Genomic DNA, 25583 nt, shown 5'->3' with positions numbered 1-25583 from the left:
TGTATCCGGCTATGCCGGCAAAGTACGTAACAGCGTATTACAGATCGGGGTTGCTTATTCCCTTGGATCATTCTAATGTACAGGCCCTGGTGGCCTAAACATATTCTTTAGGAGAAAACCACTGTCATTGGCAGTGGTTTTCTTACTTTTATGGAAATTTTTCTTTTTAGGCACCGGGCTGTCCGTCAGCTGGCTTTGAGGAGAATAATAATATTTACATGAAAACGGTATTGAACGAACAGCAGCTGGCTATAACCATCAAGCGCCTGGGCCACCAGATACTGGAAAACCACGTAAACCTGGAGAATACGGTGCTGATAGGCATTCAGCCCCGGGGTATTTTCGTTTCCGATCAGATCGTGCGTGAAATACGTGAATTGGTTCCGCCGGAACTGGTAAAATATGGCAAACTGGACATTACCTTTTACCGTGATGATATCCGCGGTTCCCTCCACGCACCCAACCATACAGATATCCCCTTTAGCATTGAAAATAAGAATGTAGTGATCATTGATGATGTACTGTATACCGGACGTACCATCAGGGCTGCTCTGGATGCATTAATGGGCTTCGGACGCCCCGCCAAAGTGGAGTTGTGCATCCTCATCGACCGCCGTTTCAGCCGTCAACTCCCTATTCAGGCTGATTATGTAGGGAAATCCATTGATTCCATCGTATCGCAGAAAGTAAAAGTATTTTGGAAAGAAAAGGATGGAAAAGAAGAGGTTGTATTACTCTAAGATGTTAGTAATCTGTGCGATACCTTATTTTGTACCTTATTGTATTTTGCCCTAATTTTGCTGCCCGACATGCAACTTTCAGTTAAACATCTGCTCGGCATCAGGGATCTTACCCCACAAGACATCCAGCTTATCTTAGATACTGCTACGGAATTCAAAGAGGTATTGCAGAGACCCATCAAAAAGTCCCTTCCTGCGGGATGTGACCATCGTGAATCTCTTCTACGAGAACTCTACCCGCACCCGGATATCGTTTGAATTGGCTGAAAAACGTCTTAGCGCCGATACCATTAATTTTACCGCCAGCGGCTCCTCTGTTTCCAAGGGTGAAACCTTATTGGATACAGTCAACAATATATTATCCATGAAAGTGGATATGGTGGTGATGAGGCATAGCGCCAGTGGCGCCCCCATTTCCTGGCCAAACATATCCCAGCCGCCATCATCAATGCCGGCGATGGAATCAATGAACATCCTACACAGGGATTACTCGATGCCTTTTCCATACGCGAAAAACTGGGTAAGCTGGAAGGCCTGAAAGTTGCCATTATTGGCGATATCATGCACTCCCGCGTTGCCATGAGCAATATTTACCTGCTTAAGAAAATGGGTGCCGAGATCATGGTGGCTGGCCCCCACACTAATACCCAAGTATATTAAAGAGGCCTTTGATGTACGTGTTGAATACAACCTGCGAAAAGCATTGAGTGGTGTGATGTAGCCAACGTCTTGCGTATTCAGTTGGAAAGACAAAACCAGGTACTTTTTTTCGTCTCTTCGCGAATACAGCCTGGCTTACGGTATCAATAAACAATTACTGGATAGCCTTAATAAAGAAGTAGTGATCATGCACCCAGGCCCTATCAATCGAGGCGTGGAACTGGATAGTGATGCAGCAGATAGTAAGCAATCTATTATCCTGCAACAGGTGGAAAATGGCGTAGCTGTTCGTATGGCTGCTCTATACCTCCTTTCAGGCGGAAGAGGAAGCATGAATTGAGGATAATGCACAATGTTCTCTGTATCTTGCCTTTCAAGCCTTGTTCCTTAAAATCTTCTTATGCAACGAATTGCTTTATTTCCCGGAACTTTTGATCCCATTACCATTGGTCACCTGGATATTATTAACCGGGCCCTGCCTTTGTTTGACAAACTCGTTATTGGTATTGGACGCAACATCAATAAAACCCCATGTTTTCTGATGAGCAGCGTATTAACTGGATCCAGGAAATCTATAAAGACAATTCAAAAGTAAGTGCTGTATTGTATGAAGGCCTTACCGTGAATTGCTGCCAGAAAGTAGGCGCCAACTTCATTTTGCGCGGTATCCGGTACGTCAATGATTTTGAATACGAAAAGGCCATTGCTGATATGAACCGCAGCCTGGACACTAATATTGAAACTATTTTTCTTACCTGCCTTCCTCAATTTACTTCTGTAGCTTCTACCCTGGTAAGGGATGTATTGAGAAATGGTGGTGATGTGATGAAATTCCTTCCCGATGTAGTAGCCAAATCCCTGGAGCAAAGAAAGAAATACGAGATCTGATTTACGACCCACGATTCACAATATGATCTGGTTTCACAAATCCATAGAAGTCCACGATATTCAGCCCCTCTGCAAGGGTACCATTGCAGAGCAAATTGGTATTGAATTTACGGAAGTAGGCCCTGACTTCTTAAAGGACGCATGCCCGTAGATCATCGCACCCAACAGCCTTATGGTTTATTGCACGGTGGTTCTTCCTGCGTATTAGCCGAGACTTTGGGTAGTATTGCATCGGCCTTAGTGATCGATCAGGAAAAGTTTATTTGCGTTGGGTTGGAAATAAATGCCAACCATATTCGAGGTGTACGGGAAGGTTTTGTTATCGGTACTACCACCCCCATTCATATTGGTGCTTCCACCCATGTTTGGGATATCAGGATACAGGATGAAAGGAATAAACTGATATGTATTAGCCGTCTTACTGTTGCTGTTTTACCTAAGCGATAAAGCCTTATGAAGGCTCCCTCTTTTAGGCTACTCTTATCTACAACAAACTGTACTGCGCAACGTACACAAAACAATGATTTTGATTCAGGGCAATAAGAAACCACCTTTCTGAAGTACATCAATAATAGAGGGGAAAGTGTTTTTTACATATTCTTTCACGGTACCTGCGGGTACCCATTTTAAAGCGGTGATCTGCTCTTCAGATTGCGGTACAAGCGGTTGTTGGCCTGGTGCTTTCATTAAATACCAGTGCGACTCCTTTAAGATATGCTTGCCGCTTTCGTCATAAGTATGATAGGTTATCAGCAAAGGCTGTTCAATATATACATTGGTAAGGCCGGTTTCCTCTTGTACTTCACGAACAGCACAGGTTTCCAGTGATTCTCCGGAATCCAGTTTCCCTTTGGGTAGGTCCCATTTACCCCGGCGCAACATCATTAATACTTCACCTGCATCATTCAAAACCAGCCCACCGGCAGCCTTTACCAGCGTAAACTTTTTGCGAAATGTCTTTTCCAGTTCTTTAAGATTTGAGTGGACAAAGATACCGGCATGTATTTTCTCCTGCCTCATTTCATGGATCATGGAATTAACTCCCGGGGTGGAGTATTCATCGATCAATATCGCATCATCATGATGGGCATATGGCTCAATATCGGGCGTTATTTCATCCGTTAGGAACAAAGGTTTATCGTTGAAGTAGATCTTGATGTGCATAAATAATTTTCCATTTTCCCGGTTCAACCGCCAATTTCGCCGGACTGAATAAAATCACTCTATGTCCCAGAACGAAAAAGCAGTAGCCGAAAAGCTACTACAAATTAATGCTATTAAATTAAATCCCGGAGAACCTTTTACCTGGGCTTCCGGTTGGAAAAGCCCTATTTATTGCGATAATCGGAAGGTATTGTCTTTTCCTTATATCCGTGATTTCATTAAATCGGAAATGTGCAATGTGATCTTCGGGCAGTTTCCTGAAGCAGATATGCTGGCTGGTGTAGCTACTGCTGGTATTGCCTGGGGAGCTATGGCAGCTGATCAGTTGAAACTACCCTATATATATGTACGTCCCAAGCCAAAAGAACATGGCCTTGGTAACCAGATAGAAGGATTTTATACATCCGGACAAAAAGTAGTTGTTATTGAAGACCTGGTATCTACCGGCAAAAGTAGCCTCCAGGTGGTAGATGTATTGAAATCCGCAGGATTGGAGGTTATTGGGATGGTTTCGATATTTTCTTATGGCTTTCCGGTGGCTGCTGCGGCTTTAGAGAAAGCGGCTATCACTTACCATTCACTTACCAATTATCCCGTTCTCATTGATCTGGCTATTGAAAAAGGATTGGTATCTGCCGATCAGCAGACGGTTTTGTTAAACTGGAGCCAGGACCCTGGCAACTGGACTGGGAAATAGCTATATTTGAGAAAACTATGTCTGTATGAAGAAGCTATTTCTATTGGCTGTTGCTATTACTGGCATCCTGACCGCAGGATTTGGACAAGTTAAAAAGGTGTCCAGACAGTCACTATTAAAACCCCTACCGTTCAGTGCGAAAGCTGCAAAAAGCGCATTGAGGAATTCATGAAACGCGAAGACGGCGTGCAAAAAGTAAATGTGGACTTCAAAAAGAAGGTGACCAAGGTTACCTTTATTTCCGAACGCACCAATATCGAAAACGTTAAGACCGCCATTGCCAATGCAGGTTATGATGCAGATGATGTAACAGCTGATGCAGAAGCTTACAAAAAGCTGCCCAAATGCTGTAAAAAGACGGAAGACGGCGGTGGTATGGATCATTAAAACGCTACTAAAAGACCTTCACCAATAGGTTGGAACGACCATTTTCTACCGGAAGATGGTCGTTTTTTTATGCCTTGGCTCCATCCCGGAAAATCCACGCCAGGAGCATGTTGCAGGCTTAAACACCAGGTCAAAGAGCTGTGGGCGATTTTATCCAGGATCAACGCCCGTCTTGGGTTCAAAATCAAACCTTCTGTCACCGGATGAAAGGTTGAACCTAACAATTTCATTCCCTTTACAGGTACTGCCGTTAGGAGAGGGTTAGCAGGTTCGCTCTTCCCACTGTACCCAAGCGAAATCTCCTTTGGCAGTGACTGATACAGCAAATGTACATCAGCTTCCACAACGGATTCTCAAAAATGAGTTGGTCTTCTCGAAAACCTGGGACGAATGCATAATGTATTGGGACGAACAGCATTTTCTCCTCGAAAACCCTTTCCAATCAGGGACGGACCGTGGAAATACCTGGGACGAACAGCGAATGTTCTGGGACGAAGAACAGAGTTGACACCTTTTCTCCTCATTGGGTCCTCTTTGCTTCCTCGATTCCTTCTCTTTGCCTCCTCGGGGCCCGGGGAGGCAAAGAGGACCCAAAGAGAAGGATGTGTGGAATCATCGAGGTACCATTGAGGCCAACCCAAAGACACGCAAAGCCGGGCGTCTATGTCCTATTCTGTTTGCCTTCTCATTGGTCAAAGTTGCCCGAATGGGAGACGCAAGTAGGTTTCTTTGGCCCAGTTCAGGTGGTCATACTTGCCCGGAAACCGGGCACTTGGCATTCTAATTTTTTGCATCCGGCATAAGTCTTAAATGACCTATGTTGAGCTGGTCAAACTTGCCTGCGTGAGGCTGGTAATTTAAAGGCTGGATCAGTCAATATGCAAGGAAAAATGCAGAGAATTTCGCCCGGTGTAAACCTCCTTGTATTGGGCAAAAAGACCTTTTTCGACCTCTTTCAAATAGGTCATACTTGCCTGGGGACGGAAGGTTGGTAGACAGATTTTTCGTATTCAGAATAAGGCATAAATGACCGGTCGTCAACTCTATGCTGACTGTCAAAAATGCCTGACTTTGGGGAGTTAGGTGCTCAGTTTCCTGCTACCGAAATATGGCGTAAATGACCTCCTGGATGTTCTGGCGGGCCAGTCAAAATTGCCCTTGGAGGGGTAAGGTGGGAGGCAGGTTTTCAACGCTTAAAAGTAAGGCTTAAATGACCTCCGGGGAGCCGCCGTCAGGGGTGTCAAAATTACCCGGAGGCAGGAGGATTATAGCTGGATTTACTGCTTCAGTAACAAGGCTTTAATGACCTATGTTTGATTGCTTTAGATTAGTCAAACTTGTCCAGGTGATGCAGTAGTTTAACGGCCGTAGCATCAAATATTTGGGGAGAAGTACAGGATAATTCGTTCTACGCAAATCTAGTCGTATTGGTCAAAAACGACCTTTCAACCCCCTTCCGGATAGGTCATACTTGCCCGGAGGGTGGAAGGTTTGTGGACAGATTTCTTGTATTTGAAATAAGGCGTAAATGACCGGAAGACAGCTCTTTCTTGGCTGCCAAGTATGCCCAATTGTAGGGAGTTAGGCCGAAGGTTTTTCCTATTAAAATATGGCGTAAATGACTTTCTAGATGCGCTGTTATATTAGTCAAAATTGTCCGGGGATAGGTAAGGTAAAGGCAGGCTTTCAACGCTTAAGAGTAAGGCTTAAATGACCACGCGGAGGCCTCGGTCTAGGGTGTCAAAATTACCCGGAGGCAGGAGGATTATAGCTGGATTTACTGCTTCAGTAACAAGGCTTTAATGACCTATGTTTGATTGCTTTAGATTAGTCAAACTTGTCCAGGTGATGCAGTAGTATAACGGCCGCAGGATCAAGTATTCAAGGAGAACTACAGGATATTTTACTCTACGCAAATCTAATTGTGTTGGTCAAAGACGACCTTTTCCGGCTTCTTCCCGAAAGGTCATACTTGCCCGAAGGGTAGAAGCGTTTTAGGCAGATTTTCCCTATAAGGAATGAGGCATAAATGACCTGTCTGGCGCCTCCCTCTGTCTCTCAAATATGCCCGTTGCTTTGCGGAGTAAGGTAGATTTCTCTTTTAAAAACAAGGCTTAAATACCTTGCCCTGGCCTACTTGAATTGGACAAACTTGCCCTGATCCTGAGGCGGGGATATGGCCTGCAGGAGTCAATATTGGGAGTGGCTTGCTGTAAAATTTCCTCTGTCCAAGGCAAAATGAGCTGGTCAAAAATGACCATTTTTAGTAGTATTCCTTCTGTCATAATTGACCAGTGGAAGACGATTGATCGGCTGACTTTTAGCGCCTGCAGTACGGCAAAAATGACTGCCCGGGTTTGACTTTGGGATAGCAAAAATGACCTTCCACCGCCGGTTCATTTTCCCCGAGTTTCCGCAGAACTGTGTTTGTTTAGCCTGGTAAAGCGAGGGTGTTGGACGGCAAAAATGACCTCCTATTTGTTCGATAAGGAGAGTATAATTGGCCGAAAAAGGCCAGATCCTGGGCAATTTGTTTCGGATAGAAAGAGTCAAAATTGTCCCTTCTGCTTTCTTTTTGGAAAGGTCAAATAAGCCCTCTTAAAGGAGCTTCAAAATGGGTCACTCCTGGAAAAAAACAACAAAAAATGGAAAAAGTCAGCAAAACTGCCTACGCCTTGGGTGTCAAAGATGACCTTTTGAAGTCGGTAAATGAGTCGGAATAGCCCGTTTTTGACGGCGCTTTAGTGAAGGGAGAATTACAGAATTTCAGCATATTGGGCTTGTTTATGCCTCGATCCAGGTTGCAGCAGGTAGTCAAAAACGACCTTTTGCAAGTGTGAGTTAGAAGTCAAAATTGACCGGTAGAGTTGGCCTTTCTATCAGCCCTTGATCGAAATTTTTGATTATCGGCGATCCAAATTGCCCCTTTTCCAGCGGGCAAATTTGACCTATCAAGGAAATTGTCAAATACCTTTATATTCCCTTTTGAGCGTAGAACCAATTTTCAAAGCTCTTTTAGTGAGGTCAAAATTGTCCGTTTTTGGCTGATTTGTTTCCTGCATTAGAATGGTCAAAAATGCCCTTTTGAGGTATTTAATTGTAGCGGGAAAAATGGCTTTTTCGACCATTTTTACTGTTCCCACCATGCTCCTAATCCTGGGTATGAGAAAATAAGTAGGGCAAAATTGACCGCCCATGCTATCATTTTTCTTCGCTTGCTATACTGAAAGAGACCGGATCCATGTCCTGGGCAAATGTCAAAAAAGACCGTAATTCGGCGCCCTTATTGGGGAATGAATTGAGGAAGGATTGAGTAACCTTCAAATATCGCCCCGGAATTGGGTGACCTGTGAATGTCAAAAGACCGGATTAGGCCCACTCAAGCAGGTGCCTTTAAGAGCCCGAAATCATAAAAATCAGACTATCTGCACGCGCTAACTCAAGCCCAAAATGACATAAATGGTTAAAAGTAAAATGGGCCATTCTGAAAAGAATGACCCATTTTAATAATGTGCATATATATAATAAGTGTCGTTGGGATTGAGATATTGGGTAAGCCAATAATAAAACATCAATTGAACGAAAAATGATATGACCGGTTAATTAGCTGTATATGTCTTTTATGACCTGCTGACAACCCCTTTTTATTTCTCTCCATCAGGTCATTTTATACCGGTGACTGGAAGTTTCAGAATTGCAATTTTGCTTCCCTTCATATTTTATGGGGTAATTGATAAAAATTCCACCCCTTCCGATCCTGGCTTTGCCGTCCAACTTGATGAGTACTTCATCCTGACCACCCCCTAAAGTTTGGATTAAACTCATGGCTGTTGTTGACATATTGACAGTCAAAACAACCGGTAAATAGAAGGTATCCTTCCGCGGAATCTTGATGGTAGAATCCAAAATGCTGTGCCCAAAAAAGTTGCTGTTGACATAAACATCCACCTCGGCCCGCTTCATGGTGACCGGATATTTATTGGGATTATAGTATCCCACTTCGGCCGAAACCGTCGATTCCTTCAGGCCAAATTTGACCACTTTAATGTTCCGTACACCCAGGTAATCGAACCCCGTGGGCTTGGCGCAGGCCAACAAGAGGATAGGGAATAGGCCTATTAGAAGCGTTTTTTTCATGTCTATTTTTTGTGGACACAAAGTAGGGCATAAATTTTTCCTGCCAAAAACAGGGTTGTACATTTATGAGAATCTTTGCTAAAAAGTTTAGAGATGCTTAGCCAAATCCAGGGTGAAAGTATTCAAAATCAACAGCTAATTTGTTTAGTTTACTATTTATTGTTTAGTTAACTAATTCCAAACCTTTTATCGCCTGTTATTTTGAATTTTTATGATGGATAAAATGTGCTTAAAAAGCTTGTTTGAACAGAATTTTCCAACCTCCTTAAACAGTACTTCTTAGTTTATGCGTATGGATAGTATAGTAATTGAAAGTCAATATTTTGCACCAGTTATATTCTATAATAAGGCAAATAATTTTTTACATATTGAGTTTGACATATATGAGAACTGGCAAAAATGAGTTTTCGGAACAGGTGTACCCTCGCGGGCTCCAACGGGCCGGTTAGCCTTAGCATTCCCTGGAAGATGGACGTGGTCAGCGGAGGTTGATGAAGGATGTGCGGATCGCCAACCGGTACCCCTGGCAATCGCAACATTGGAAAACGATCGTGTCTTGTTATAACCGGTCGCCCTGGTTTGAATTTTACCGGGATGAGTTGGAAGTCTTGTTCCAAAAGCCGGTCAACTTTCTAGTCGATTGGAACCTGGCCTGTTGGGATTGGACACTCAAAAAATGGGAATGGAAGTTTCAACTGGCACTACCAAGCAGTATTTGGCCAACTACGATATGACAAAATGGCTGGACTTAAGAAGCCAGTTATTACCCAAATCTATCATGGATAATTACCCCGATCCAATCGTTTATCCGCAGGTTTTTGAGGACCGAACGGGCTTCATTGCACATTGCTCCATTTTGGACTTGATTTTCTGTGAGGGCAAAAATGCCCGGTTGGTGTTGTCCAGGCATGCTGACTGATGGGAAAAGAAGTTGACAGTGGGGGCTTTTTTGATGGTCAAAGTAGGGAGGTATTTGCAGCATTTCTACCCGCTTATTTTGTATTCTTTTTTTTATAATGCATTCAGGCAGCACCTAAAATACCCAGTTAAAACAACTAAGGGCAGGCGTTATTTTCTTATATTGCAAGAACACCCTTCCTCCTAAAATGGAGGGACTTAATGAGAAAAATTACACTGCTTATTTGCCTTATCTTTTCAATCACCTTATCCTGGTCGCAAGATTTTACGAACAAGGGTAAGGAATTTTGGCTGGGCTATGGCAATCACCAGCAGATGTATGCCGACCGGAATAACCAACCAGGCATGGATGTTTATATTACGTCGGATGTTAATACAGATGGCATTCTCGAACTTCCTGGATTAGGCATCTCTCAGCCCTATACAGTCATTGCCAATCAAACAACAAGAATCACCATCTCTTCCAGTGCCTTTTTAGATGCTGAAGGAATTTCAGACAGGGGAATCCATATTACTGCGATGAAGCCGGTTGTGGTTTATGCGCATATTTATTTTGCATCCGTTTCAGGCGCTTCTCTTTGTTTGCCCGTTGCTACCCTTGGCAGGGAGTACTATTCCGTTAATTACAAGCAGGAGGCTCAATCCAATGTGAACCTCAATTCCTACTCTTGGTTTTTTGTAGTGGCTACCGAGGACAATACGGAAATAGAAGTGAAGCCTTCGGCTAATACCCAGACCATGACGGCCGGCCAAACCTATACACGCACTTTACAAAAGGCCAGGTATTTAATGTGCTGGCAAGTACAGACCTTACCGGTTCTACCATAAAGTCGGTAAACAATGGGGCAGGCTGTAAAAAATTGCCGTGTTCTGTGGCAGCGGTCGTATTGGTATTGGTTGCGTTCCTGGCGGCGTCAGCTCCTCCGATAATCTCTTTCAACAAATGTATCCTTCCAGCACCTGGGGCAAAAGTACCTGACCGTTCCCAGCAGTACCCGGCCCTTGAATTTTTACCGCATCATCAGACCCGATGCTACGGCGGTGGTGAAGAAGGATGGGGCCGTCATTCCTGCCGGCAATTTCACCAATAATTTTTACTTCCAGTTTTCAGATGCGGTTCCCCACGTCATAGAATCTGATAAGCCCATCCTGGTGGCTCAGTATTTTACCACCCAGGATTGTGGAGAGGCAACAGGCAATGGTGATCCTGAAATGATCTACCTCAGTCCGGTGGAGCAAACGATCAACAAGGTTACCCTGGCTTCCATGCGTTTGATCAATAATATCAGCAATGCCCATTTCATTAATGCGGTGGTGAAGAACAGTCCGGCGGCGATCAACACTTTTAAGGTTGATGGGCAATCCTATGCCACCAGTTTTGTGCCACATCCGGTTGACCCTACCTATGCTTATGCCCAGATCCAGGTGAATGGACCTACTACGCATACGATCACTTGCGACACTCCCTTCAATGCCATCGCCTATGGATTTAGCCGAACGGAATCTTATGGCTATTCGGCTGGCAGTAACCTGAAGGACCTGTACCAATTTGTGTCGGTCCAAAATGATTACAGCATTGTTCATTTCCCGGCCGGCTGTAAGAACACGCCGTTCCGGCTGTCCATGACGTTCCCCTACCAGCCCACAGAGATCAAATGGATATTTGGAACAGCACTCAACGCAATGGGTTTTACTGATGTGACCATTGCATCACCGGTGCCCGATTCAACCTGGGTGGTCGATGGCCGGACGCTTTACCGGTATAAGCTGCCGCTTCAATATACTGTGGGCACACCCGGCACGTACCCCATCAGCATCAAAGCCAATAATCCCACGGCCGATGGTTGTAATGGGGAGCAGCAAATAGATTATGACCTGGAGATCTTTGAACGCCCCAAGGCTGACTTTCTCTTTACTCCAAAATGCCTGGGCGACCTGTTGACCTTTACGGATAAGATTGATGGGCAGGGGCGTGAAGTTTTTAAATGGTTCTGGAATTTTGATGATGGCAATAGCAGCACCCTCAAAGACGCTACGCATACCTATGCTACAGCGAAGATGTATAAAGTAAAGCATTGGGGAATTACGGACGTAGGATGCCTGTCAGATACGGCGGAGAAAGTGGTGGAGGTGTCGGCCCTTCCCTGGCCAATTTTAGCATCTCGCCCATCCATTGCCAAGACTCGGCCATGACCTTTACCAATCTGTCAACTGTAGTGGGCGGTACAATGGCTAAATGGACCTGGAACTTCGGCGATAATAGTACGGCTGCCATGACCAATGGAAACCCAATTACCCACACCTATACCACACCCGGCAATTATACCATTGGCCTGGTGGTAGAAACTACTTTTGGTTGTAAGAGTACAACCTTTGAATTGCCGGTGACGATCCATCCAAAACCGGCCGTTGATTTCAGTCTTCCCGGGACGGTTTGTTTGCCTGCAGGTAATGCCAACTTTGCCAGCATGTCGACGATTGCGGATGGCACACAAAACCTCTTTACCTACCTGTGGGATTTTGGGGATGGTCAGACTGCCACAGGCAGCAATCCGCCTCACCAGTTTACAGGGGTGGGACCTTATGATGTGAAGCTCACGGTTACTTCCAGCAACCAATGTGTAGGCAGCAGGATAAAAACGGTCAATACAATTTATCCGCAGCCCAAAGCTGATTTTACGGTGAGTGGTGAAGTATGCCTGGCGGCACCGATCCAATTCACAGATAAAAGTGATGGCAAGGGCAGTGCTGTTACGGAATGGCATTGGAATTTTGGGAACACGCAAACTTCCAACCAGGCCAATAACACAATTACCTATGCACTGGCTGATACTTTTGAGGTAACGCTGTCGGTGGTGACGGATAAAGGGTGTCCATCTGATATGGCAAGCAGGCAGGCCATTGTGCATCCGCTTCCGGTAGCCGTCTTTACGGTGGCAGCGCCTACCTGTGAAGGTGCGCCGGTGAGTTTTACGGATGCTTCAATTGCCAATGCCGGCACCCTTTCCAATTGGCAATGGTCGTTTGGCAATGGCAATACCTCCACGGCCCCCAATCCCACTAATACATATGCCAGTGCCAATACCTATACGGCCAGCCTGGTGGTGCAGAGTAGTAAAGGTTGTGTGAGCCAGTTGGCCTCCCAGGCAGTAGTAATACATCCTATGCCTGTACCAGGTTTTACGGCTCCGGAAGTCTGTTTACTCGACCTGGTGCAGTTTACCAATACCAGTTCTATTGCGGATAAAAGTCAGGCCCAGTTTATCTATAACTGGAACTTCGGCAATGGCAATACTTCCACGCAGACCAACCCTCAACTCAATTATGGTACGGCGGGCAATTATACGGTAAGCCTGGCGGTAACTTCCAGGGACGGATGTACCAAGTCGATTACCCATCCTTTAGCCGTGAATGGCGATGTGCGCAGGGGGCCTTTATGGTTGATGACGCGGCGGCGCTTTGCGTCAATAAAGCGGTGCAGATACGGGATAATTCGGAGGTGGTATCGGGTAAGCTGGTGAAAATTGAGATCTATTGGGATTATACAGGCGATCCTACCATCAAAACAGTGGATGAAGATCCGGTGATTGGTAAGACCTATACGCATAAGTATCCCGACTTTGGCAGTCCGCTACCCGTACGCACCAGGTGCGTTATATCGCTTATTCGGGCGAGATCTGCTTTGAAACGGATGTACAGACCATTATGCTCAAGGCAAGCCCGCAAGTTGAATTTAAGGCCTTACAGGCCGTTTGTGAAGAGATAAAACCATTCCCGATCAATACAGCCAGGGAGGTATTCGGATTTAGTGGCACAGGTAGTATCAGCGGGCCGGGTATGGCTGCTGATGGTATTACTTTCGATCCGCATGCTGCTAAACCGGGCTTGCATACTTTACGATATGAATTTATGGCCAATAATGGTTGTTCGGCCTCCATGGATCAAACCATCCGGGTAAATGCCACACCTATCGTGAATGCCGGCCCTGATAAAGGTATACTGGAAGGTGGTTTTGCAGTTCTGAATGGACAGTCTACGGGGTCCGGCCTGCATTACTTATGGACGCCGGCGCTCGGCCTGGATGCTCCTACAAAGGCTACACCACGGGTGAGCCCTTTGGAAGATATGACCTATACCCTGAAGGTGGTTACGGGCGATGGCTGTTCGGATAGTGACCAGGTATTTGTAAAAGTGCTGAAAAACCTCATTGTGCCCAATACATTTACGCCCAATGGCGACAAGATCAACGATACCTGGAAAATATTGTACCTGGAGTCATATCCTGGTTGTACAGTAGATGTATACAACCGTTATGGGCAGCGTGTATTCACCTCCATAGGTTATGGCCGTGAATGGGATGGTACGGTGAATGGTAATCCTTTGCCCGTTGGAACTTATTATTGGATCATTAACCCCAAAAATGGGCGGCAGCAAATGAATGGATCGATAACGATCATAAGATAAGCAATAAGGAAGCGAGGCAGAAAAGCAACGGGCTGGTGAAGTAGACAAACAAGGTAGTAGGTCTTTTCCCGGAATACCGGTGTGCGAAATTATTAACCAAAGAAACCTGTGACATGAAGAACATTATGTCCTGCTTAGGTGGTCTTGTATTGTGTGTTGTAGCGCAGGCGCAACAGAAACCTCATTATACTCAGTATATATTGAATCAGTATATACTCAATCCTGCCGTTACGGGTATTGAAAATTATATTGATGTGAAGGCCAGTCACCGCCATCAATGGGTGGGGCTGGATGGCGCGCCTGTTACAACTTATCTCACGATTCATGGGCCGCTAGGTAAAAAAGATTACCGTACTTCTGCTACTTCTTACCGGGTGCCGGGCGAAAATCCACGGGGAAAGAGTTATTGGGAGAATTATGAAGCGGCAGCGCCGCATCACGGTATTGGCTTGCAGGTGATCAATGACCGGACGGGGCCGCTCAACAATTTTTCGGCTTATGCTACGTATGCTTATCATATAGGTATCAGTGCCCGCACCAGCCTGGCTGCGGGTTTTGGAGCGGGGTTTACCAATTTAAGTCTTAATACAAACAAAGTATTTCTGGGCATACAGGCGCCGGTGGATCCGGCAGTTTATACCAGCGGGGAGATCAACAATTTTAAACCCGATTTTAGTGCGGGTTTGTATCTCTATTCGGCTGATTATTTTGTGGGCTTATCGGCTCAGCAACTGATTCCTCAAAAGGTAAATTTTGCCAATAGCAGTGTGGTAGTGCGCGATGCTAAGTTTGTTCCGCATCTCTTTGGCACGGCGGGTTATCGTTTTTGCTGGATGATAATTTTAACCTGATCCCTTCGGTGATGGTCAAATACATCAAACCCTTACCGGTACAGGCCGATTTTAACCTGAAGTTACAGTACCAGGACCTGGCCTGGGTGGGGGCTTCCTACAGGAGCGGGGAGGGGTTTGCAGGCATGATCGGTATGAATATTTCCAATACGCTCAATGTGGGTTATGCATACGATTATACTACTTCTAATCTCAATACAGTGAGTAAAGGCACGCATGAGATCATGATTGGTTTTCTCATCGGCAATAAGTATGGTGATTGGTGTCCTAAAAATGTTTGGTGATATAGAGGGTTATTTCATTTGTTAAATATATCCTTATTCGTTTGTCCGGCGGGGGCAGTTCCTATGGGGTAGGTAGACAATTCTTATATTTGGTGAACCCCTAACCCAAACCATCACTTTTCATGCTTTTTGCACCCCGATTCATTCGTCGTTGCTTCGGATCATTGATATTGTTGCTTTTTCTAATTCCCACTCAGGCACAAAAAAACAAGCTTACAGGTACGGTAGTAAATACAGCCGAAAACAGGAAGCTGCATTATTCGATCGTAGCGCTGATCAATAAGTCGGATAGTATTTTGTATCAATCGGTGCGTACCAATGTGGAAGGGGCTTTCGAACTCACCAAAATACCGCCCGGTCAGTACACCCTGATGGTCTCTTTTCCCAAGATGGCCGATTTTTACATGAGCTCACGATTACAGATACTTCTACGATTGACCTGGGCAAAGTGGTTATGATCACAGAAGCCAGGTTATTGGAGGAGGTGGTGGTGCGGGCGGGTGTACCCATCCGTATGCGCGGGGATACGTTGGAATATACGGCGGATAGTTTTGCGTTGAAACCCAATTCCAGCGTGGAAGAGTTACTTAAACGGCTGCCAGGCATTCAAGTGGAAAGGGATGGAAAGATCATGGCGCAGGGGCAGGAGGTGAAGAAGGTATTGGTAGATGGGGATGAGTTTTTCTCGGACGATCCTGGCCTGGCCTTGAAGTACCTGCAATCGGGCTCGGTGGATAAGGTGCAGGTATTTGATCAGAAAAGTGAACAGGCGCAGTTTACCGGTATTGATGATGGTACGCGGAATAAAACGATCAACCTGAAGCTCAAAAGAACAAAAAGAATGGTTATTTCGGGAAGCTGTCGGCCGGTGCCGATGGCAAGGATTATTACCAGCATGAGGGTATGGGCGCTTTGTTTAGCGGCACCAGGAAAGTATCGGTATTTGGTGTGGCTGCCAAGACGGGCAGGCAGGGACTTTCTTACAATGATATGAGCAAATATGTGGCACAGGATTATGAAATGATCAGTGACGGTACAGGTGGGATCATCTACAGCAATTATAGCAGTAACGATAACGAGAGTGAGAATTATTACGGCAATGGGATCCCTTCGGTATTGTATGGCGGGGCGCATTTTTCGGACAGGTGGAATGGGGACAAGCAAAAATGTTTGGTAATCACTGAATCAAAGAGATCAAGGCCAATGGCTGGGGAAACTCCAGTAGTACGAATCTATTGCCTGATGGTACGGGATTTAGGAATAAAGGCGAGAGCCGGGAAATGGTGTATGGCTTCTCACAAAAAGCCAGTGGCAGCTTTGCCATCATACTCGACTCGTTTACCACACTTAAAGTAGCGCTCAATGGGGGAATGGGCAAAACAAATAACCTTACGCAATCGACCAGTGAATCAAAAAATGAAAAAGGATTTCTCGTTAATAATAATGAACTATCTAATGAAACGATCGGCAATAACCGGCGCTTTGGCAGCAATATAACCTACCAGCGGAAGTTCAGGAAGGAAGGGCGCACCTTTTCGTTTACTTTCCAGCAGGATTATAGCCGGGTGTTATCGGATGTTTATGCTTTCTCGGCCGTCAATTATTATGATCCGGCGACGGGTAGTTTTAAAAATGTGGATACGCTGAACCAGCTTCAGCAAACGCAAAACCCTTTTGAATCTTATGCTGTGCGGGGTGTGTATACTGATAAGTTGAGCAAGGAATTCGGGTTCTCGGTAGAGTATGGATGGAAAACAGCGCAGGCGGCCAATGTGTTCAATACCTATAATAAGCAGGGTGGGAAATTCGACGCACGTGTTGATAGCCTGAGTAATGATTATGACTTCATGGTTAATACGCATATTACGGGTGCTACGCTGAGCTGGGGCCGGAAAAAGATCAATATTACGGCTGGTAGTAAGGTGTTTCATTCGGGATTGGATCAGGTGAATAATGATCTTAAAGCACAAACGAAGCGCCGTTTTGTTAACCTGGCTCCCCAGCTCAATGTGAGCTTGCGCGTGTTCAAGAATGGCAGTATTAATATAAACTATTCCGGAAATACGGCACAGCCTTCGATAGAGCAGTTGCAGCCTTTGCGTAGAACGAGCACGCGCTTGTATATACAGGAAGGAAACCCCGATCTGAAACCTGCTTTCAGGCACCAGGGCTCGATCAACTTCAACAGGTATAACCCGGTTAAAGGGAGTTCGATGTATGGAAATATTGGCATTAATTATACGGATAATGCGATCACCATGCAAAGGAGTACGGATGCCCAGAACCGTACTATGAGTAAGTACATCAACCTGGATGGGGTATTAGGTATGAATGCTTTTATGGGGTTCAACTGGCAATATAAACCACTGCACCTGCGGCCTTCTCTCAATGTCAACCTGAGCAAAGGAGGGGTAATTCCATTCTCAATGGTACGCGGATCAAGAATGAAAATGTGTATGGTTCGATCCGCGCCTCGCTGAACCACGACTGGAAGGATGTAATGTCGACTTCTTATACGGGGTCGGCCAATTACAATGTAGGCTGGTCGGACGCTCCCAACAATAAAACGAACCGTAATTTTTCGCATTCGCATACACTGGCCAATACGTTCTTACTGCCCTTCAAAATGGAATTAAGCTCGGATTGCAGTTTCCAGTTCCAGCCTAAGAACAATGCGTTTAGCAAAAGCATTAACATCATCCAGTGGAATGCTTCCTTGCAAAAGAAATTACTGAAGAATGATGAAGCCTCGATCAAGTTCTCGGTTAATGATATCCTGAACCAGAATACGGGCTATAACCGGAATGTATCGGGCAATAATGTGTATGAATCTAACCGCTTGGTATTGAAACGGTATTGGTTGCTCACGGCGACCTGGAATTTTACGAAGACGTTGTAGTTGAGTTGATAGGTTGAAAAGTTGATAGGGCGAAAAGGGAGGGCAATTTCATAATGATTAAATGCTGTAAGATAGATATGAAACAGTTTTTTACTCTTTGTTTGTTGATGTTCGTGGCCGGCGAGCTGGTGCATGGACAGGATTTTATTACGCGGGGAAAATTGAATATGAGATCAGGCGGAATAACCGGCGGACGTATGCCGACGTGGATAGCCGCAGCAGTTCGTATTATGCAGCCTTGCCGGAGTATGATGTGAGTTACCGGGACCTGATCTTTTCCTGGAACCGGTGGGTGTATCAGCAGGGGCGGATTGCGTCCACAGTATCGCACAATGTGGGTGAAAGCAGTTTGTATATCGACCTCGATACGCGGGAAACGGTTGCCAAAAAGCGTTTTATTGATGACTACTTTGTATTTGGAGATAGTTTGCGGACGATTAAATGGAAAATAGAAAATGAAATCAGGAAGATAGCAGGGTGGGAGTGCCGTAAGGCAATTGGGCGCATTCACGATAGTGTTTATGTAGTAGCTTTTATTGCCCGGAGATCATTACGCAGGGAGGACCTGAGTTCTTTACGGGATTGCCGGGCATGATATTGGGGCTGGCTATCCCCGGTATTATACCACCTGGTTTGCCACGAAAATAGAAGTGGCCAGTATTGATGAATCGAAGATCCTGTCTCCAACCATCAAAAAAGGTAAACAATACGCCAAAAAAAGACCTGGCTGGGATCTTATTGAAGAAGTACAAGGAGTCGGGCTGGTGGAAGGACGTTACGCTCGAGAAAGTGATGGAAAATATGACGGATTATATATTGCATTAAAATACCGGGGTATTATATTTGCGCCTAAACTGTAGAATACATGCGTTTATTCAATCTTGCTTTTTGTATGGTTTTGGGGGTAGCCTTGTTTGGCTGTAATAAGAAAAATAAGGACCAGGGATGTGCCACTGCTGAAGAGAATGATGCTAAGATGCAGGCTTATATCACTGCCAATAGCATTACGGCCACCAAACATGCCACTGGTATGTATTACCAGATCATTGAACCGGGCAGCGGCGTTACCCCCACCCTTAATTCAACCGTGAAAGCGAATTATACCGGTAAATACACCAATAATACTTCATTCGACAGCAGGGTAGCCAGTTTTCCGCTGGGAGGTGTTATTCCTGGCTGGCAGGTAGGTATTCCTCTTATCAGGAAGGGAGGAAAGATAAAACTGATCGTTCCACCTAATATGGCTTACGGGTGTTATGACTACCAGGGCATTCCAGGCAATTCGGTGCTGGTATTTGATGTGGAATTGCTGGAGGTGAATTAAGCCTTAACGGCCTGCCCGTTTTACATTTTTAAGTGCAGAAAGGGAGTTTTCCCCTTTTCTGCGCTTTTCTATTTTATAGAACTTCTTCTCTCTGCTCCTGGCTTTCAGATCAATAAAAGGGAACATTTATTTTATTTGTACATTATGATAAAAATGTAATTTGTGTACAAGGCATTTTCTCTTACACCACACCAGCGTTCCTGTTCGCCTTTTCTTACATTTCCTTATTGTATTCATTATACCCCACAACCTCATACCGTTGAAATCGCTCAACGTAGCTTTCCTTTTTCATCAAAACAAATCCGTATGAGGCATTTTAGACCTACCACATTATTCTTACCGGCCTTTTTCCTTTTTTCTTCTTTGAGAAGTGTAGCCCAATGCGCTTTTACGGAAGCCGATCTGATTGGTGCTCCATCGCCATTTGTGGTGGCGGCCGGGCAGACCTTGTGCATCAACTCTAATTTTTGTTTGGGCAGTTCGTCCAACCATCCCGGGACTTGTGCCAATACTGGTCCCAATGCTATAACAATCAATGGCACTTTGCAAATAGCTGCCAATGTTACTTTTAAATTCCAGGGATCACTTGACGGGGCGGGGGAAGTAGTAATACAGCAGGCGGGGCGAATGAGCCTGTTTGGATCGATAAACTGCGCCAGTGGGTTGACCTTCCAGGCTGTTGACCCGAGTATCACTTCCGGCACATCGTCAACCAATCCTATCTTAAGTTGTGCGGCATTTACATGCGAACCGCAGTTTGCCAATGGGTATGCACCTTTTGGGGTAGTGGCGAATGGACTTGGCTATACCGCCAGTGGTTGCGGCCCCATCACAGGCCTTCCGGGAATTACGGCATTACCTGTTACGTTGGCTGGTTTTACTGCCCGCCGCGACGGTGAGGGGGTATTGTTGAACTGGAAGACCGCTACGGAACAGGATAATGCAGGTTTTGATGTACAACGATCAACCAACGGCGCCAGTTGGGAAGCAGTAGGTAATGTTCCTTCGGCTGCGGCAGGTGGCAACAGCAACGTACTGCTCAATTATTCTTTCCGCGACCCGGTGCGTATTTCAACCAATTTGTACTACCGGTTAAAACAAACAGATATCAATGGACGTTCGCAGTTATCGACCATCGTAGTGGTGAAGGATTTTGCAGATAACAATTTGCGCATCTTCACGGCGCCGGGTGTCATTAACCTGGAGATCAATTCTTCGGTTACCCAACAGGCCAGCTTAAAGATAGCAGGGGCTGGGGGCGCCATTGTTCGGCAGGCCGCCTATGCACTGAAGCCGGGTTTAAATCGTTATTCGGTCAATACCTCCAATCTGCCCAAAGGAATGTATGTAGTGATCCTTCAAACTACTAAAGAAACCCGGCAGGAGAAGATCTGGGTACCATGATGAAACCAGTAATGATTCAATGGAGTAGTATATACACTTCGGTCTACCCATCTTAGATATTCAGCCCATGTGAAAACAAAAAGGTCGCTTCCAATTGGGGGCGACCTTCTATTATTAGTTGATGAAACCTTTCCTAGATCACGACGATCTTTCTGCGCTTCGCTGGCTTTTGTTCATTGGTAGCCGAGCGCTCTGTTTCACAGGTATTATTGCTCTTTTCATTTGATTTTAGCCTGTCCATGATGATCTGGTATTGTGCCTGGTTGACCTTTTCCTGCTTTTGCTGGCGGTGGTGGTTGTAACGTTCCAACTGAGTTCTTAGCAGGGCCTGTTCTTCCAGGATTTGGCTATTGGATTGTTGGATAGCTTTTTCTGTTTCCTGGTTGATCTTTTTCCAATCTACTTCTTTAAAGGCTTTTGATCTCGTTCTGTAATTGTTTCATATCTACGCTACCTGTAGCGGAATTCAGTTCTTTTTCTACTTTTTCCAGTCAATAGCCTGTAAGGCTATCATGGCTTTGTCCATGGCTTCGCGGGCTTCTTTTTCGGAAGCGCTCATGGTGTATTTTTAGGCAGCAGGGTATCTTCCAGGGCCTGGATCAGAAAGCTGTTGCCTGGAATATAGGGTGTGTATTCACCGATCCTGCAGTAGCCAGGGCTTCCTGGGTGACCTGCATGGAGAAGTCGCGCATTTCTTTGAATTGACCAGGGTGATCATTTCCTTGGCCAGTTCGCCTTTATAGGATGCCAGGGATACCAACTGTGATATTGGGTTTTCTTCCGCTTCTGCGTCTGCATCGGGCATGGCATCGGCCATTGCTTCTTCTATATGGCTATCTATTACATGGGCAATAGTGGGGGCCAGGGCAGGTGTTGCTGCTTTGGATGGGGCAGCAGGCTGTGCAGCGGGGGTACTGATACCGGCCGGGAATTCATTATTAGGTATTTCAGGCGCTTTTACGGTCACTTCCTGAATGGTGGTGACGATTGCCTTGCCTGGATTGTACCAGCCAATAGACCCTATCAGGAGGGCCGATAGGAGCCAGGCTACCAGTTTCTGGTTCAGGGTGGTGGTAACAGGATCATTGGAAAGTATGCGTTTTACCCGGTTCAGCAAGAGGCTGTTATGGCCGGTGGCGGCTACGGCCAGTGCAGGAGCCATTTGGATGCGGCTCTGTTCCAGCATCAGGAGGGCCCGGGCGTACTGGGAAGCATCGTACCTGAACTGTAATACCATATCATCACAGGAATGTTCCCGCTCGCGGCGGATGATGCCAGAGAACAATTGTGCAAAGGGATTGAAAAATAAGATAATATCGATACAGGCAATGAGCAGGTTCACGAGGTAGTCATTGCGCCTGATATGGTTCAGCTCATGCAGTATAATGGCTTCTGTTTGTTGGATGGTAAGGTTATTCACGGCCGCTATGGGCAATAAAATAATGGGTTTCCAGAAACCGACGGTTAAAGGGGTATCCACGCGTGAGGATAACCAGATATTTACTTTTTTAGGGATGCTCATGTGTTGAGCGGCCTGTTGGAGGAATACACGCAGTTCGGGATTGATCTTTTGAGGCCCTGGTGAAATAGCTGGCGTGTAAATCGGTATTGGCGATAAAAACGGCCCAAAAGTAAGATGGTGATAAGTAGGTAGGCAACGGATAGGAAAGGAAGTACCTGTTCAATCCAGGCGGCCATATTGCTTTTGAAAGAAGCAGGGGTATTCAGCGCTTCTCCGGCATTGACCAATAAGGTCAGTAAGGCTGGTTCGGCTGCTGCATTATAAAAATTGATCGCCAGGTTGATGAGGAACCAACCCGAGCCTCCGGCCAGTGATAACAGGGCCAGGGTATTGCGTTGGCGTGCGTTAAATTTTCTTCCATTGGCAGTCAAAACAACATAGATCAGCCATAAAACACCCATTTGCCACAAGCTGTCTAATAATGACCATCCCAATGCCTTCAGGAAAGCAGATTGGTTGACCAGGTTCATCGGCTACTGTTTTTTTAGGTTGTCTAACATTTTCTGGATCGCTTCCAATTCATCAGCAGAGGCTTTATGGTTGCCCAATGCCTGAATGACCAGTTCAGTAGGGGAACCTCCAAATAAATTATCGATCATTTTACCCAGCAAATGTTTTTGTGTTTTTCCCGGCTCACAGCGGCCTGGTAAATATGCGTTTTGATGGAATCATCGCGCTTTACCAATCCTTTTTCAAACATGATCTGCATCAGCTTTAAGGTAGTGGTATAGCCAGCATCTTTTACTTTCAGTAATTGTTCATGTACTTCACGAACGCTGGCAGTACCCTTTTCCCATAATACCTGCAGGATCTCCAGTTCACTCTCAGTGGGTTTAATACTCTTGGTTGTGGACATAGCGGAACAACATTTGCCTTAAAAATACGATAAATTTCGTAATGAATTGTTACAGGAAGGTAAAGAAGCGCTGCATTTTAATCACTACTTAATCAATGAGTGGGGATAAAAATGGCAAGCGGCGGGTCGATCTGAAAGCCAAGGGTGATTTCTTTTCGTATATTACTCTGTTCCCCCTGGTTGATCGTTCCCCTAAAAATGTTGGAAGTTCCTGGTTTCGTGCATAAAGGAATAAATAACAGTATATTTATTCAGCTTAATAACACCACTTACTGTGAAAAAGGCTTGCTTAATACTTTCCTGTTGATCCTGGTATGCATCCAGGGTATTGCTAATTCCATCGTTCAGCTAACTGGTGAAACACCCTATCAACGGATTGCCATGCAAAGCGGCTGGTTGGTAGATAGTACAGCCAGGCTTACGCTACAGGAGTTTTTACAAATGCCTTATCAAACCAGGTTGCAGCCGGCAAAGCATGAAATGGGTACTTATGGCCTTACGGATGCCGCCATTTGGGTGCAGGGCAGCTTTAATTATCCGGGCACGGATAAAGTGTACCTGCTCATTGAATTTTCCAATATCGACAGTATTACACTCTTTTATTATGATAAGGGACAATTAAGATCGGTTCAATCGGGCAGCCATATACCACTTGCCAGTAAGGCCTTTAATTTTCCCGGGTACAGTTTGGAGATCCCTTTTGTGAGCAACCAGCCCCAGGATTTCTGGGTGCGTTTCCGTACGGGTAATAAGGTCATTATTCCACTGGCGCTCACTACTACGGATGGCCTGATCAATAAGCTGAAGGACGTTAATATCATAGCACTTATCTATGCGGGTATTGTGCTGGCCATGTTCTGTTATAACTTATCCCTGTCTACCTGGATCCGGGAGCGTGCCGCATATTTATATTACCTGGGCTACCTGTTCTTCCTCGCCATATTCATATTACTGTACCTGCTTGGGTTGCATGTGTACCTGGGCCAGTCAATGTCACGGTTTATTAACCAGTATGGGATAGGGACAGTGGCGGTGAGCTATATGTTTATGATCCGTTTTGCTATTTCTTTCTTAGATGGAAAAAGCATGGGCCACGGCTTACGAAGGCGTTGCGCTGGCTGGATGTGCTGCTGTGGGTCACCGTATTTTGTTGTGCGAAGGGGTGGCGCCATGCTACCATTCGTTTACTGGAAATAGAGAGTATCCTGTTTCCGATCCTGTTTATATGGATGGCTATAAGCGCTTATAAACAGGATTATAAACCTGCCACCTTTTTCTTATTGCCTGGCTATTGTTTTTATCGTCCATTGTATTATTTGCCATTACGAATATGGGGGTACTGCCATTTGGCAACTGGACCTTTATATATTACCTGTTGGTTCGGCTTTTGAGGTGATCCTCCTTTCAATGGCATTGGGACATAAGTATGGTATATTGGAGAAAGAAAAGCGGGATCTGCAGGCGAAAGAGCTGCAATCGGCCAATGTGCAAAAGAACTTGTTGAAACAAACGGCGGAAGAACGGGCGCAGGCCCTGCAACTGGCTCTGGATCAACTGGAAGAAAATAACAAGGCCAAGGATAGCCTGCTCAATATAATTGCGCATGACATCAGGAGCCCGCTGAATAACCTGGTGGGGTATCTTGAACTGGCAGAGAAAAAAGAAGTTGATCCGGGACAGATACAGCAATTTACCCAGGTGCTCAGGCGGCAGATTAGCCTTATTGCCAAATCCATCAACAATATACTCAACTGGTCGCTCACGCAGCGTAACCATATAGAAACAATTCCCACAGATGTATTGCTTTCACCGATGACGCGTCAGATATTGGATACCTATCGTTTTTCGGCCGAAGAAAAGGGGGTGACGCTGAAAAAGAATATGGCGGAAGAAATCGCCGTGGTGATGGATAGTCGTCAGTTGGAGCTGGTGTTGCGCAACCTGCTGGATAATGCGATTAAGTTTACCCCCAAGGGCGGCGCCATTACGATTGGCTGTAGGCTCAAGGCGGGCAAGGCAGTGATCTATGTGGCCGATACTGGTGAGGGTATGCTGCCGGAAGAAGCTGAACAATTATTGCACAGGAATATCCTTTACGCCAGTGGTGGCACAGTACAGGAAAAAGGTACGGGACTAGGGCTTCAACTATGCCGGGAGTTCGTGGCCAGTAATGGAAGCGAACTACTGGTAAAAGCGCCCCGGGAGAGGGAACTGAATTCTATTTCAGCTTGACCATTGGGAGTTAAAGATATAGGAAAGTTGAAAGGTGTAAGTGATTGGTTATGCTTAAAAAGTAAAGACCCCATGTGGAAACATGGGGACTTTGGTATTTGGTATGATATAGTGCCTTTAGTTATGAGCTGCAAATATAACAGCTTGTGGGAAATA

General features: G+C 45.5%; 31 protein-coding genes and 2 pseudogenes. 25 read left to right on the top strand and 8 right to left on the bottom strand.

What is annotated here, in order from left to right:
• Positions 1 to 218: 218 nt before the first annotated feature.
• From pyrR to RS881_RS40590, 7 genes are all read left to right on the top strand, one after another.
• Positions 219 to 740, top strand: coding sequence for a bifunctional pyr operon transcriptional regulator/uracil phosphoribosyltransferase PyrR (pyrR, locus tag RS881_RS40620; RefSeq protein WP_315816002.1), 522 nt, complete (start codon positions 219 to 221; stop codon positions 738 to 740).
• Between the two features lie 202 nt (positions 741 to 942).
• A complete protein-coding gene (locus RS881_RS62670) occupies positions 943 to 1278 on the top strand; it encodes a hypothetical protein (RefSeq protein WP_315816001.1) in 336 nt (111 codons plus the stop codon).
• Entirely contained in the window at positions 1170 to 1400 is a 231-nt protein-coding gene (locus tag RS881_RS62665; RefSeq protein ID WP_527250440.1) for a hypothetical protein, read from the top strand. Before RS881_RS62670 ends, RS881_RS62665 begins: the two co-directional genes overlap by 109 nt.
• Positions 1401 to 1530: 130 nt before the next feature.
• A complete protein-coding gene (locus tag RS881_RS40605; protein ID WP_315824761.1) occupies positions 1531 to 1740 on the top strand; it encodes an aspartate carbamoyltransferase in 210 nt (69 codons plus the stop codon).
• A 60-nt stretch (positions 1741 to 1800) separates the two neighbouring features.
• On the top strand, positions 1801 to 1995 hold the full coding sequence (locus RS881_RS40600; RefSeq protein WP_315816000.1) for an adenylyltransferase/cytidyltransferase family protein: 195 nt from the start codon (positions 1801 to 1803) through the stop codon (positions 1993 to 1995).
• On the top strand, positions 1932 to 2288 hold the full coding sequence (coaD, locus tag RS881_RS40595; protein ID WP_315815999.1) for a pantetheine-phosphate adenylyltransferase: 357 nt from the start codon (positions 1932 to 1934) through the stop codon (positions 2286 to 2288). Before RS881_RS40600 ends, coaD begins: the two co-directional genes overlap by 64 nt.
• Before the next feature lie 141 nt (positions 2289 to 2429).
• Positions 2430 to 2735, top strand: a complete 306-nt coding sequence (locus RS881_RS40590; RefSeq protein WP_315815998.1) for a hotdog fold thioesterase — start codon at positions 2430 to 2432, stop codon at positions 2733 to 2735.
• Positions 2736 to 2819: 84 nt separating this feature from the next.
• Here RS881_RS40590 and RS881_RS40585 read toward each other — a convergent pair whose 3' ends face one another.
• Complete coding sequence (locus tag RS881_RS40585) at positions 2820 to 3452, bottom strand: NUDIX hydrolase (protein WP_315815997.1); 633 nt, start codon at positions 3450 to 3452, stop codon at positions 2820 to 2822.
• 61 nt (positions 3453 to 3513) lie between these two features.
• On the opposite strand from RS881_RS40585, the gene pyrE reads away from it, so the two are divergent.
• Entirely contained in the window at positions 3514 to 4149 is a 636-nt protein-coding gene (pyrE, locus tag RS881_RS40580; protein ID WP_315815996.1) for an orotate phosphoribosyltransferase, read from the top strand.
• 168 nt (positions 4150 to 4317) lie between these two features.
• On the top strand, positions 4318 to 4536 hold the full coding sequence (locus RS881_RS40575) for a heavy-metal-associated domain-containing protein (RefSeq protein ID WP_315815995.1): 219 nt from the start codon (positions 4318 to 4320) through the stop codon (positions 4534 to 4536).
• Here the strand turns inward: RS881_RS40575 and RS881_RS40570 are convergent.
• Positions 4533 to 4880: a hypothetical protein gene (locus RS881_RS40570; RefSeq protein ID WP_315815994.1), complete on the bottom strand. Its 348-nt coding sequence runs from the start codon at positions 4878 to 4880 to the stop codon at positions 4533 to 4535. The genes RS881_RS40575 and RS881_RS40570 overlap by 4 nt on opposite strands.
• Positions 4881 to 8193: 3313 nt before the next feature.
• Entirely contained in the window at positions 8194 to 8673 is a 480-nt protein-coding gene (locus RS881_RS40565) for an LEA/WHy family protein (RefSeq protein WP_315815993.1), read from the bottom strand.
• 491 nt (positions 8674 to 9164) lie between these two features.
• Here RS881_RS40565 and RS881_RS40560 point away from each other — a divergent pair, with 491 nt between their 5' ends.
• The 14 genes and pseudogenes from RS881_RS40560 (at position 9165) to RS881_RS40490 (ending at position 20817) form a co-directional block, all read left to right on the top strand.
• On the top strand, positions 9165 to 9407 hold the full coding sequence (locus RS881_RS40560) for a WbqC family protein (protein WP_315815992.1): 243 nt from the start codon (positions 9165 to 9167) through the stop codon (positions 9405 to 9407).
• Positions 9408 to 9792: 385 nt separating this feature from the next.
• Positions 9793 to 11019, top strand: a pseudogene (locus RS881_RS60590) (hypothetical protein); the annotation flags it as partial.
• Between the two features lie 195 nt (positions 11020 to 11214).
• Positions 11215 to 11784: a PKD domain-containing protein gene (locus RS881_RS60585; protein ID WP_350340297.1), complete on the top strand. Its 570-nt coding sequence runs from the start codon at positions 11215 to 11217 to the stop codon at positions 11782 to 11784.
• Positions 11688 to 13112 carry a PKD domain-containing protein gene (locus RS881_RS40545; protein WP_315815989.1) on the top strand — a complete coding sequence of 475 codons (1425 nt, stop codon included), beginning with the start codon at positions 11688 to 11690 and terminating at the stop codon, positions 13110 to 13112. Before RS881_RS60585 ends, RS881_RS40545 begins: the two co-directional genes overlap by 97 nt.
• A gap of 127 nt (positions 13113 to 13239) precedes the next feature.
• Positions 13240 to 14055, top strand: a complete 816-nt coding sequence (locus RS881_RS40540) for a T9SS type B sorting domain-containing protein (RefSeq protein ID WP_315815988.1) — start codon at positions 13240 to 13242, stop codon at positions 14053 to 14055.
• 113 nt (positions 14056 to 14168) lie between these two features.
• Positions 14169 to 15190: pseudogene (locus tag RS881_RS40535) on the top strand (PorP/SprF family type IX secretion system membrane protein).
• Between the two features lie 122 nt (positions 15191 to 15312).
• A complete protein-coding gene (locus RS881_RS40525) occupies positions 15313 to 15648 on the top strand; it encodes a carboxypeptidase-like regulatory domain-containing protein (protein WP_315815985.1) in 336 nt (111 codons plus the stop codon).
• Complete coding sequence (locus RS881_RS40520; RefSeq protein WP_315815984.1) at positions 15645 to 16184, top strand: hypothetical protein; 540 nt, start codon at positions 15645 to 15647, stop codon at positions 16182 to 16184. Before RS881_RS40525 ends, RS881_RS40520 begins: the two co-directional genes overlap by 4 nt.
• A gap of 286 nt (positions 16185 to 16470) precedes the next feature.
• The gene (locus RS881_RS40515) at positions 16471 to 17670 is read left to right on the top strand and encodes an outer membrane beta-barrel protein (RefSeq protein ID WP_315815983.1); all 1200 of its coding nucleotides are present in this window, start codon (positions 16471 to 16473) and stop codon (positions 17668 to 17670) included.
• Positions 17643 to 18089, top strand: a complete 447-nt coding sequence (locus RS881_RS40510; protein WP_315815982.1) for an outer membrane beta-barrel protein — start codon at positions 17643 to 17645, stop codon at positions 18087 to 18089. The genes RS881_RS40515 and RS881_RS40510 overlap by 28 nt, the downstream gene beginning before the upstream one ends.
• A gap of 97 nt (positions 18090 to 18186) precedes the next feature.
• A complete protein-coding gene (locus RS881_RS40505; protein ID WP_315815981.1) occupies positions 18187 to 18684 on the top strand; it encodes a hypothetical protein in 498 nt (165 codons plus the stop codon).
• Between the two features lie 55 nt (positions 18685 to 18739).
• Positions 18740 to 18949, top strand: coding sequence for a hypothetical protein (locus RS881_RS40500; RefSeq protein ID WP_315815980.1), 210 nt, complete (start codon positions 18740 to 18742; stop codon positions 18947 to 18949).
• 5 nt (positions 18950 to 18954) lie between these two features.
• The gene (locus RS881_RS40495) at positions 18955 to 19413 is read left to right on the top strand and encodes an FKBP-type peptidyl-prolyl cis-trans isomerase (RefSeq protein WP_315815979.1); all 459 of its coding nucleotides are present in this window, start codon (positions 18955 to 18957) and stop codon (positions 19411 to 19413) included.
• A gap of 306 nt (positions 19414 to 19719) precedes the next feature.
• Positions 19720 to 20817 carry a T9SS type A sorting domain-containing protein gene (locus RS881_RS40490; RefSeq protein ID WP_315815978.1) on the top strand — a complete coding sequence of 366 codons (1098 nt, stop codon included), beginning with the start codon at positions 19720 to 19722 and terminating at the stop codon, positions 20815 to 20817.
• Between the two features lie 133 nt (positions 20818 to 20950).
• Here RS881_RS40490 and RS881_RS40485 read toward each other — a convergent pair whose 3' ends face one another.
• The 5 genes from RS881_RS40485 to RS881_RS40465 all read right to left on the bottom strand — a co-directional run bounded on the left by RS881_RS40485 (position 20951) and on the right by RS881_RS40465 (position 23195).
• Entirely contained in the window at positions 20951 to 21127 is a 177-nt protein-coding gene (locus tag RS881_RS40485; RefSeq protein ID WP_315815977.1) for a hypothetical protein, read from the bottom strand.
• A 324-nt stretch (positions 21128 to 21451) separates the two neighbouring features.
• Positions 21452 to 22339 (bottom strand): M56 family metallopeptidase, encoded by an 888-nt coding sequence (locus RS881_RS40480; RefSeq protein ID WP_315815976.1) that lies wholly within the window; start codon positions 22337 to 22339, stop codon positions 21452 to 21454.
• Complete coding sequence (locus tag RS881_RS40475) at positions 22336 to 22809, bottom strand: hypothetical protein (protein ID WP_315815975.1); 474 nt, start codon at positions 22807 to 22809, stop codon at positions 22336 to 22338. The genes RS881_RS40480 and RS881_RS40475 overlap by 4 nt, the downstream gene beginning before the upstream one ends.
• A gap of 3 nt (positions 22810 to 22812) precedes the next feature.
• The gene (locus RS881_RS40470; protein WP_315815974.1) at positions 22813 to 22938 is read right to left on the bottom strand and encodes a BlaI/MecI/CopY family transcriptional regulator; all 126 of its coding nucleotides are present in this window, start codon (positions 22936 to 22938) and stop codon (positions 22813 to 22815) included.
• A complete protein-coding gene (locus tag RS881_RS40465; protein WP_315815973.1) occupies positions 22935 to 23195 on the bottom strand; it encodes a BlaI/MecI/CopY family transcriptional regulator in 261 nt (86 codons plus the stop codon). Before RS881_RS40465 ends, RS881_RS40470 begins: the two co-directional genes overlap by 4 nt.
• Positions 23196 to 23480: 285 nt before the next feature.
• On the opposite strand from RS881_RS40465, the gene RS881_RS40460 reads away from it, so the two are divergent.
• Together RS881_RS40460 and RS881_RS40455 are read left to right on the top strand one after the other, a co-directional pair.
• Entirely contained in the window at positions 23481 to 24392 is a 912-nt protein-coding gene (locus tag RS881_RS40460; RefSeq protein WP_315815972.1) for a 7TM-DISM domain-containing protein, read from the top strand.
• A 210-nt stretch (positions 24393 to 24602) separates the two neighbouring features.
• Positions 24603 to 25427, top strand: a complete 825-nt coding sequence (locus tag RS881_RS40455) for a sensor histidine kinase (RefSeq protein ID WP_315815971.1) — start codon at positions 24603 to 24605, stop codon at positions 25425 to 25427.
• Positions 25428 to 25583: the final 156 nt, after the last annotated feature.

Origin of the sequence: Paraflavitalea speifideaquila (assembly GCF_032395985.1) — a bacterium.
Lineage (GTDB): Bacteria > Bacteroidota > Bacteroidia > Chitinophagales > Chitinophagaceae > Paraflavitalea > Paraflavitalea speifideaquila.
Note: the sequence above shows the minus strand (reverse complement) of the source record. Positions and strands in the feature narration are given on the sequence as shown.

What these genes read in the sequence shown, in the direction of transcription:
- RS881_RS40565 (WP_315815993.1), bottom strand. Translation starts at nt 8,673, where the DNA reads ATGAAAAAAACGCTTCTAATAGGCCTATTCCCTATCCTCTTGTTGGCC.
- RS881_RS40600 (WP_315816000.1), top strand. Translation starts at nt 1,801, where the DNA reads ATGCAACGAATTGCTTTATTTCCCGGAACTTTTGATCCCATTACCATT.
- RS881_RS40515 (WP_315815983.1), top strand. Translation starts at nt 16,471, where the DNA reads ATGGTGTATGGCTTCTCACAAAAAGCCAGTGGCAGCTTTGCCATCATA.
- RS881_RS40455 (WP_315815971.1), top strand. Translation starts at nt 24,603, where the DNA reads ATGGCATTGGGACATAAGTATGGTATATTGGAGAAAGAAAAGCGGGAT.
- RS881_RS40585 (WP_315815997.1), bottom strand. Translation starts at nt 3,452, where the DNA reads ATGCACATCAAGATCTACTTCAACGATAAACCTTTGTTCCTAACGGAT.
- RS881_RS60585 (WP_350340297.1), top strand. Translation starts at nt 11,215, where the DNA reads ATGACGTTCCCCTACCAGCCCACAGAGATCAAATGGATATTTGGAACA.
- RS881_RS40525 (WP_315815985.1), top strand. Translation starts at nt 15,313, where the DNA reads ATGCTTTTTGCACCCCGATTCATTCGTCGTTGCTTCGGATCATTGATA.
- RS881_RS40560 (WP_315815992.1), top strand. Translation starts at nt 9,165, where the DNA reads ATGAAGGATGTGCGGATCGCCAACCGGTACCCCTGGCAATCGCAACAT.
- RS881_RS40465 (WP_315815973.1), bottom strand. Translation starts at nt 23,195, where the DNA reads ATGTCCACAACCAAGAGTATTAAACCCACTGAGAGTGAACTGGAGATC.
- RS881_RS40590 (WP_315815998.1), top strand. Translation starts at nt 2,430, where the DNA reads ATGCCCGTAGATCATCGCACCCAACAGCCTTATGGTTTATTGCACGGT.
- RS881_RS40545 (WP_315815989.1), top strand. Translation starts at nt 11,688, where the DNA reads ATGCCTGTCAGATACGGCGGAGAAAGTGGTGGAGGTGTCGGCCCTTCC.
- RS881_RS40495 (WP_315815979.1), top strand. Translation starts at nt 18,955, where the DNA reads ATGCGTTTATTCAATCTTGCTTTTTGTATGGTTTTGGGGGTAGCCTTG.
- coaD (WP_315815999.1), top strand. Translation starts at nt 1,932, where the DNA reads ATGTTTTCTGATGAGCAGCGTATTAACTGGATCCAGGAAATCTATAAA.
- RS881_RS40470 (WP_315815974.1), bottom strand. Translation starts at nt 22,938, where the DNA reads ATGATCGATAATTTATTTGGAGGTTCCCCTACTGAACTGGTCATTCAG.
- RS881_RS40575 (WP_315815995.1), top strand. Translation starts at nt 4,318, where the DNA reads ATGAAACGCGAAGACGGCGTGCAAAAAGTAAATGTGGACTTCAAAAAG.
- RS881_RS40475 (WP_315815975.1), bottom strand. Translation starts at nt 22,809, where the DNA reads ATGAACCTGGTCAACCAATCTGCTTTCCTGAAGGCATTGGGATGGTCA.
- RS881_RS40520 (WP_315815984.1), top strand. Translation starts at nt 15,645, where the DNA reads ATGATCACAGAAGCCAGGTTATTGGAGGAGGTGGTGGTGCGGGCGGGT.
- pyrR (WP_315816002.1), top strand. Translation starts at nt 219, where the DNA reads ATGAAAACGGTATTGAACGAACAGCAGCTGGCTATAACCATCAAGCGC.
- pyrE (WP_315815996.1), top strand. Translation starts at nt 3,514, where the DNA reads ATGTCCCAGAACGAAAAAGCAGTAGCCGAAAAGCTACTACAAATTAAT.
- RS881_RS40480 (WP_315815976.1), bottom strand. Translation starts at nt 22,339, where the DNA reads ATGAGCATCCCTAAAAAAGTAAATATCTGGTTATCCTCACGCGTGGAT.
- RS881_RS40490 (WP_315815978.1), top strand. Translation starts at nt 19,720, where the DNA reads ATGAGGCATTTTAGACCTACCACATTATTCTTACCGGCCTTTTTCCTT.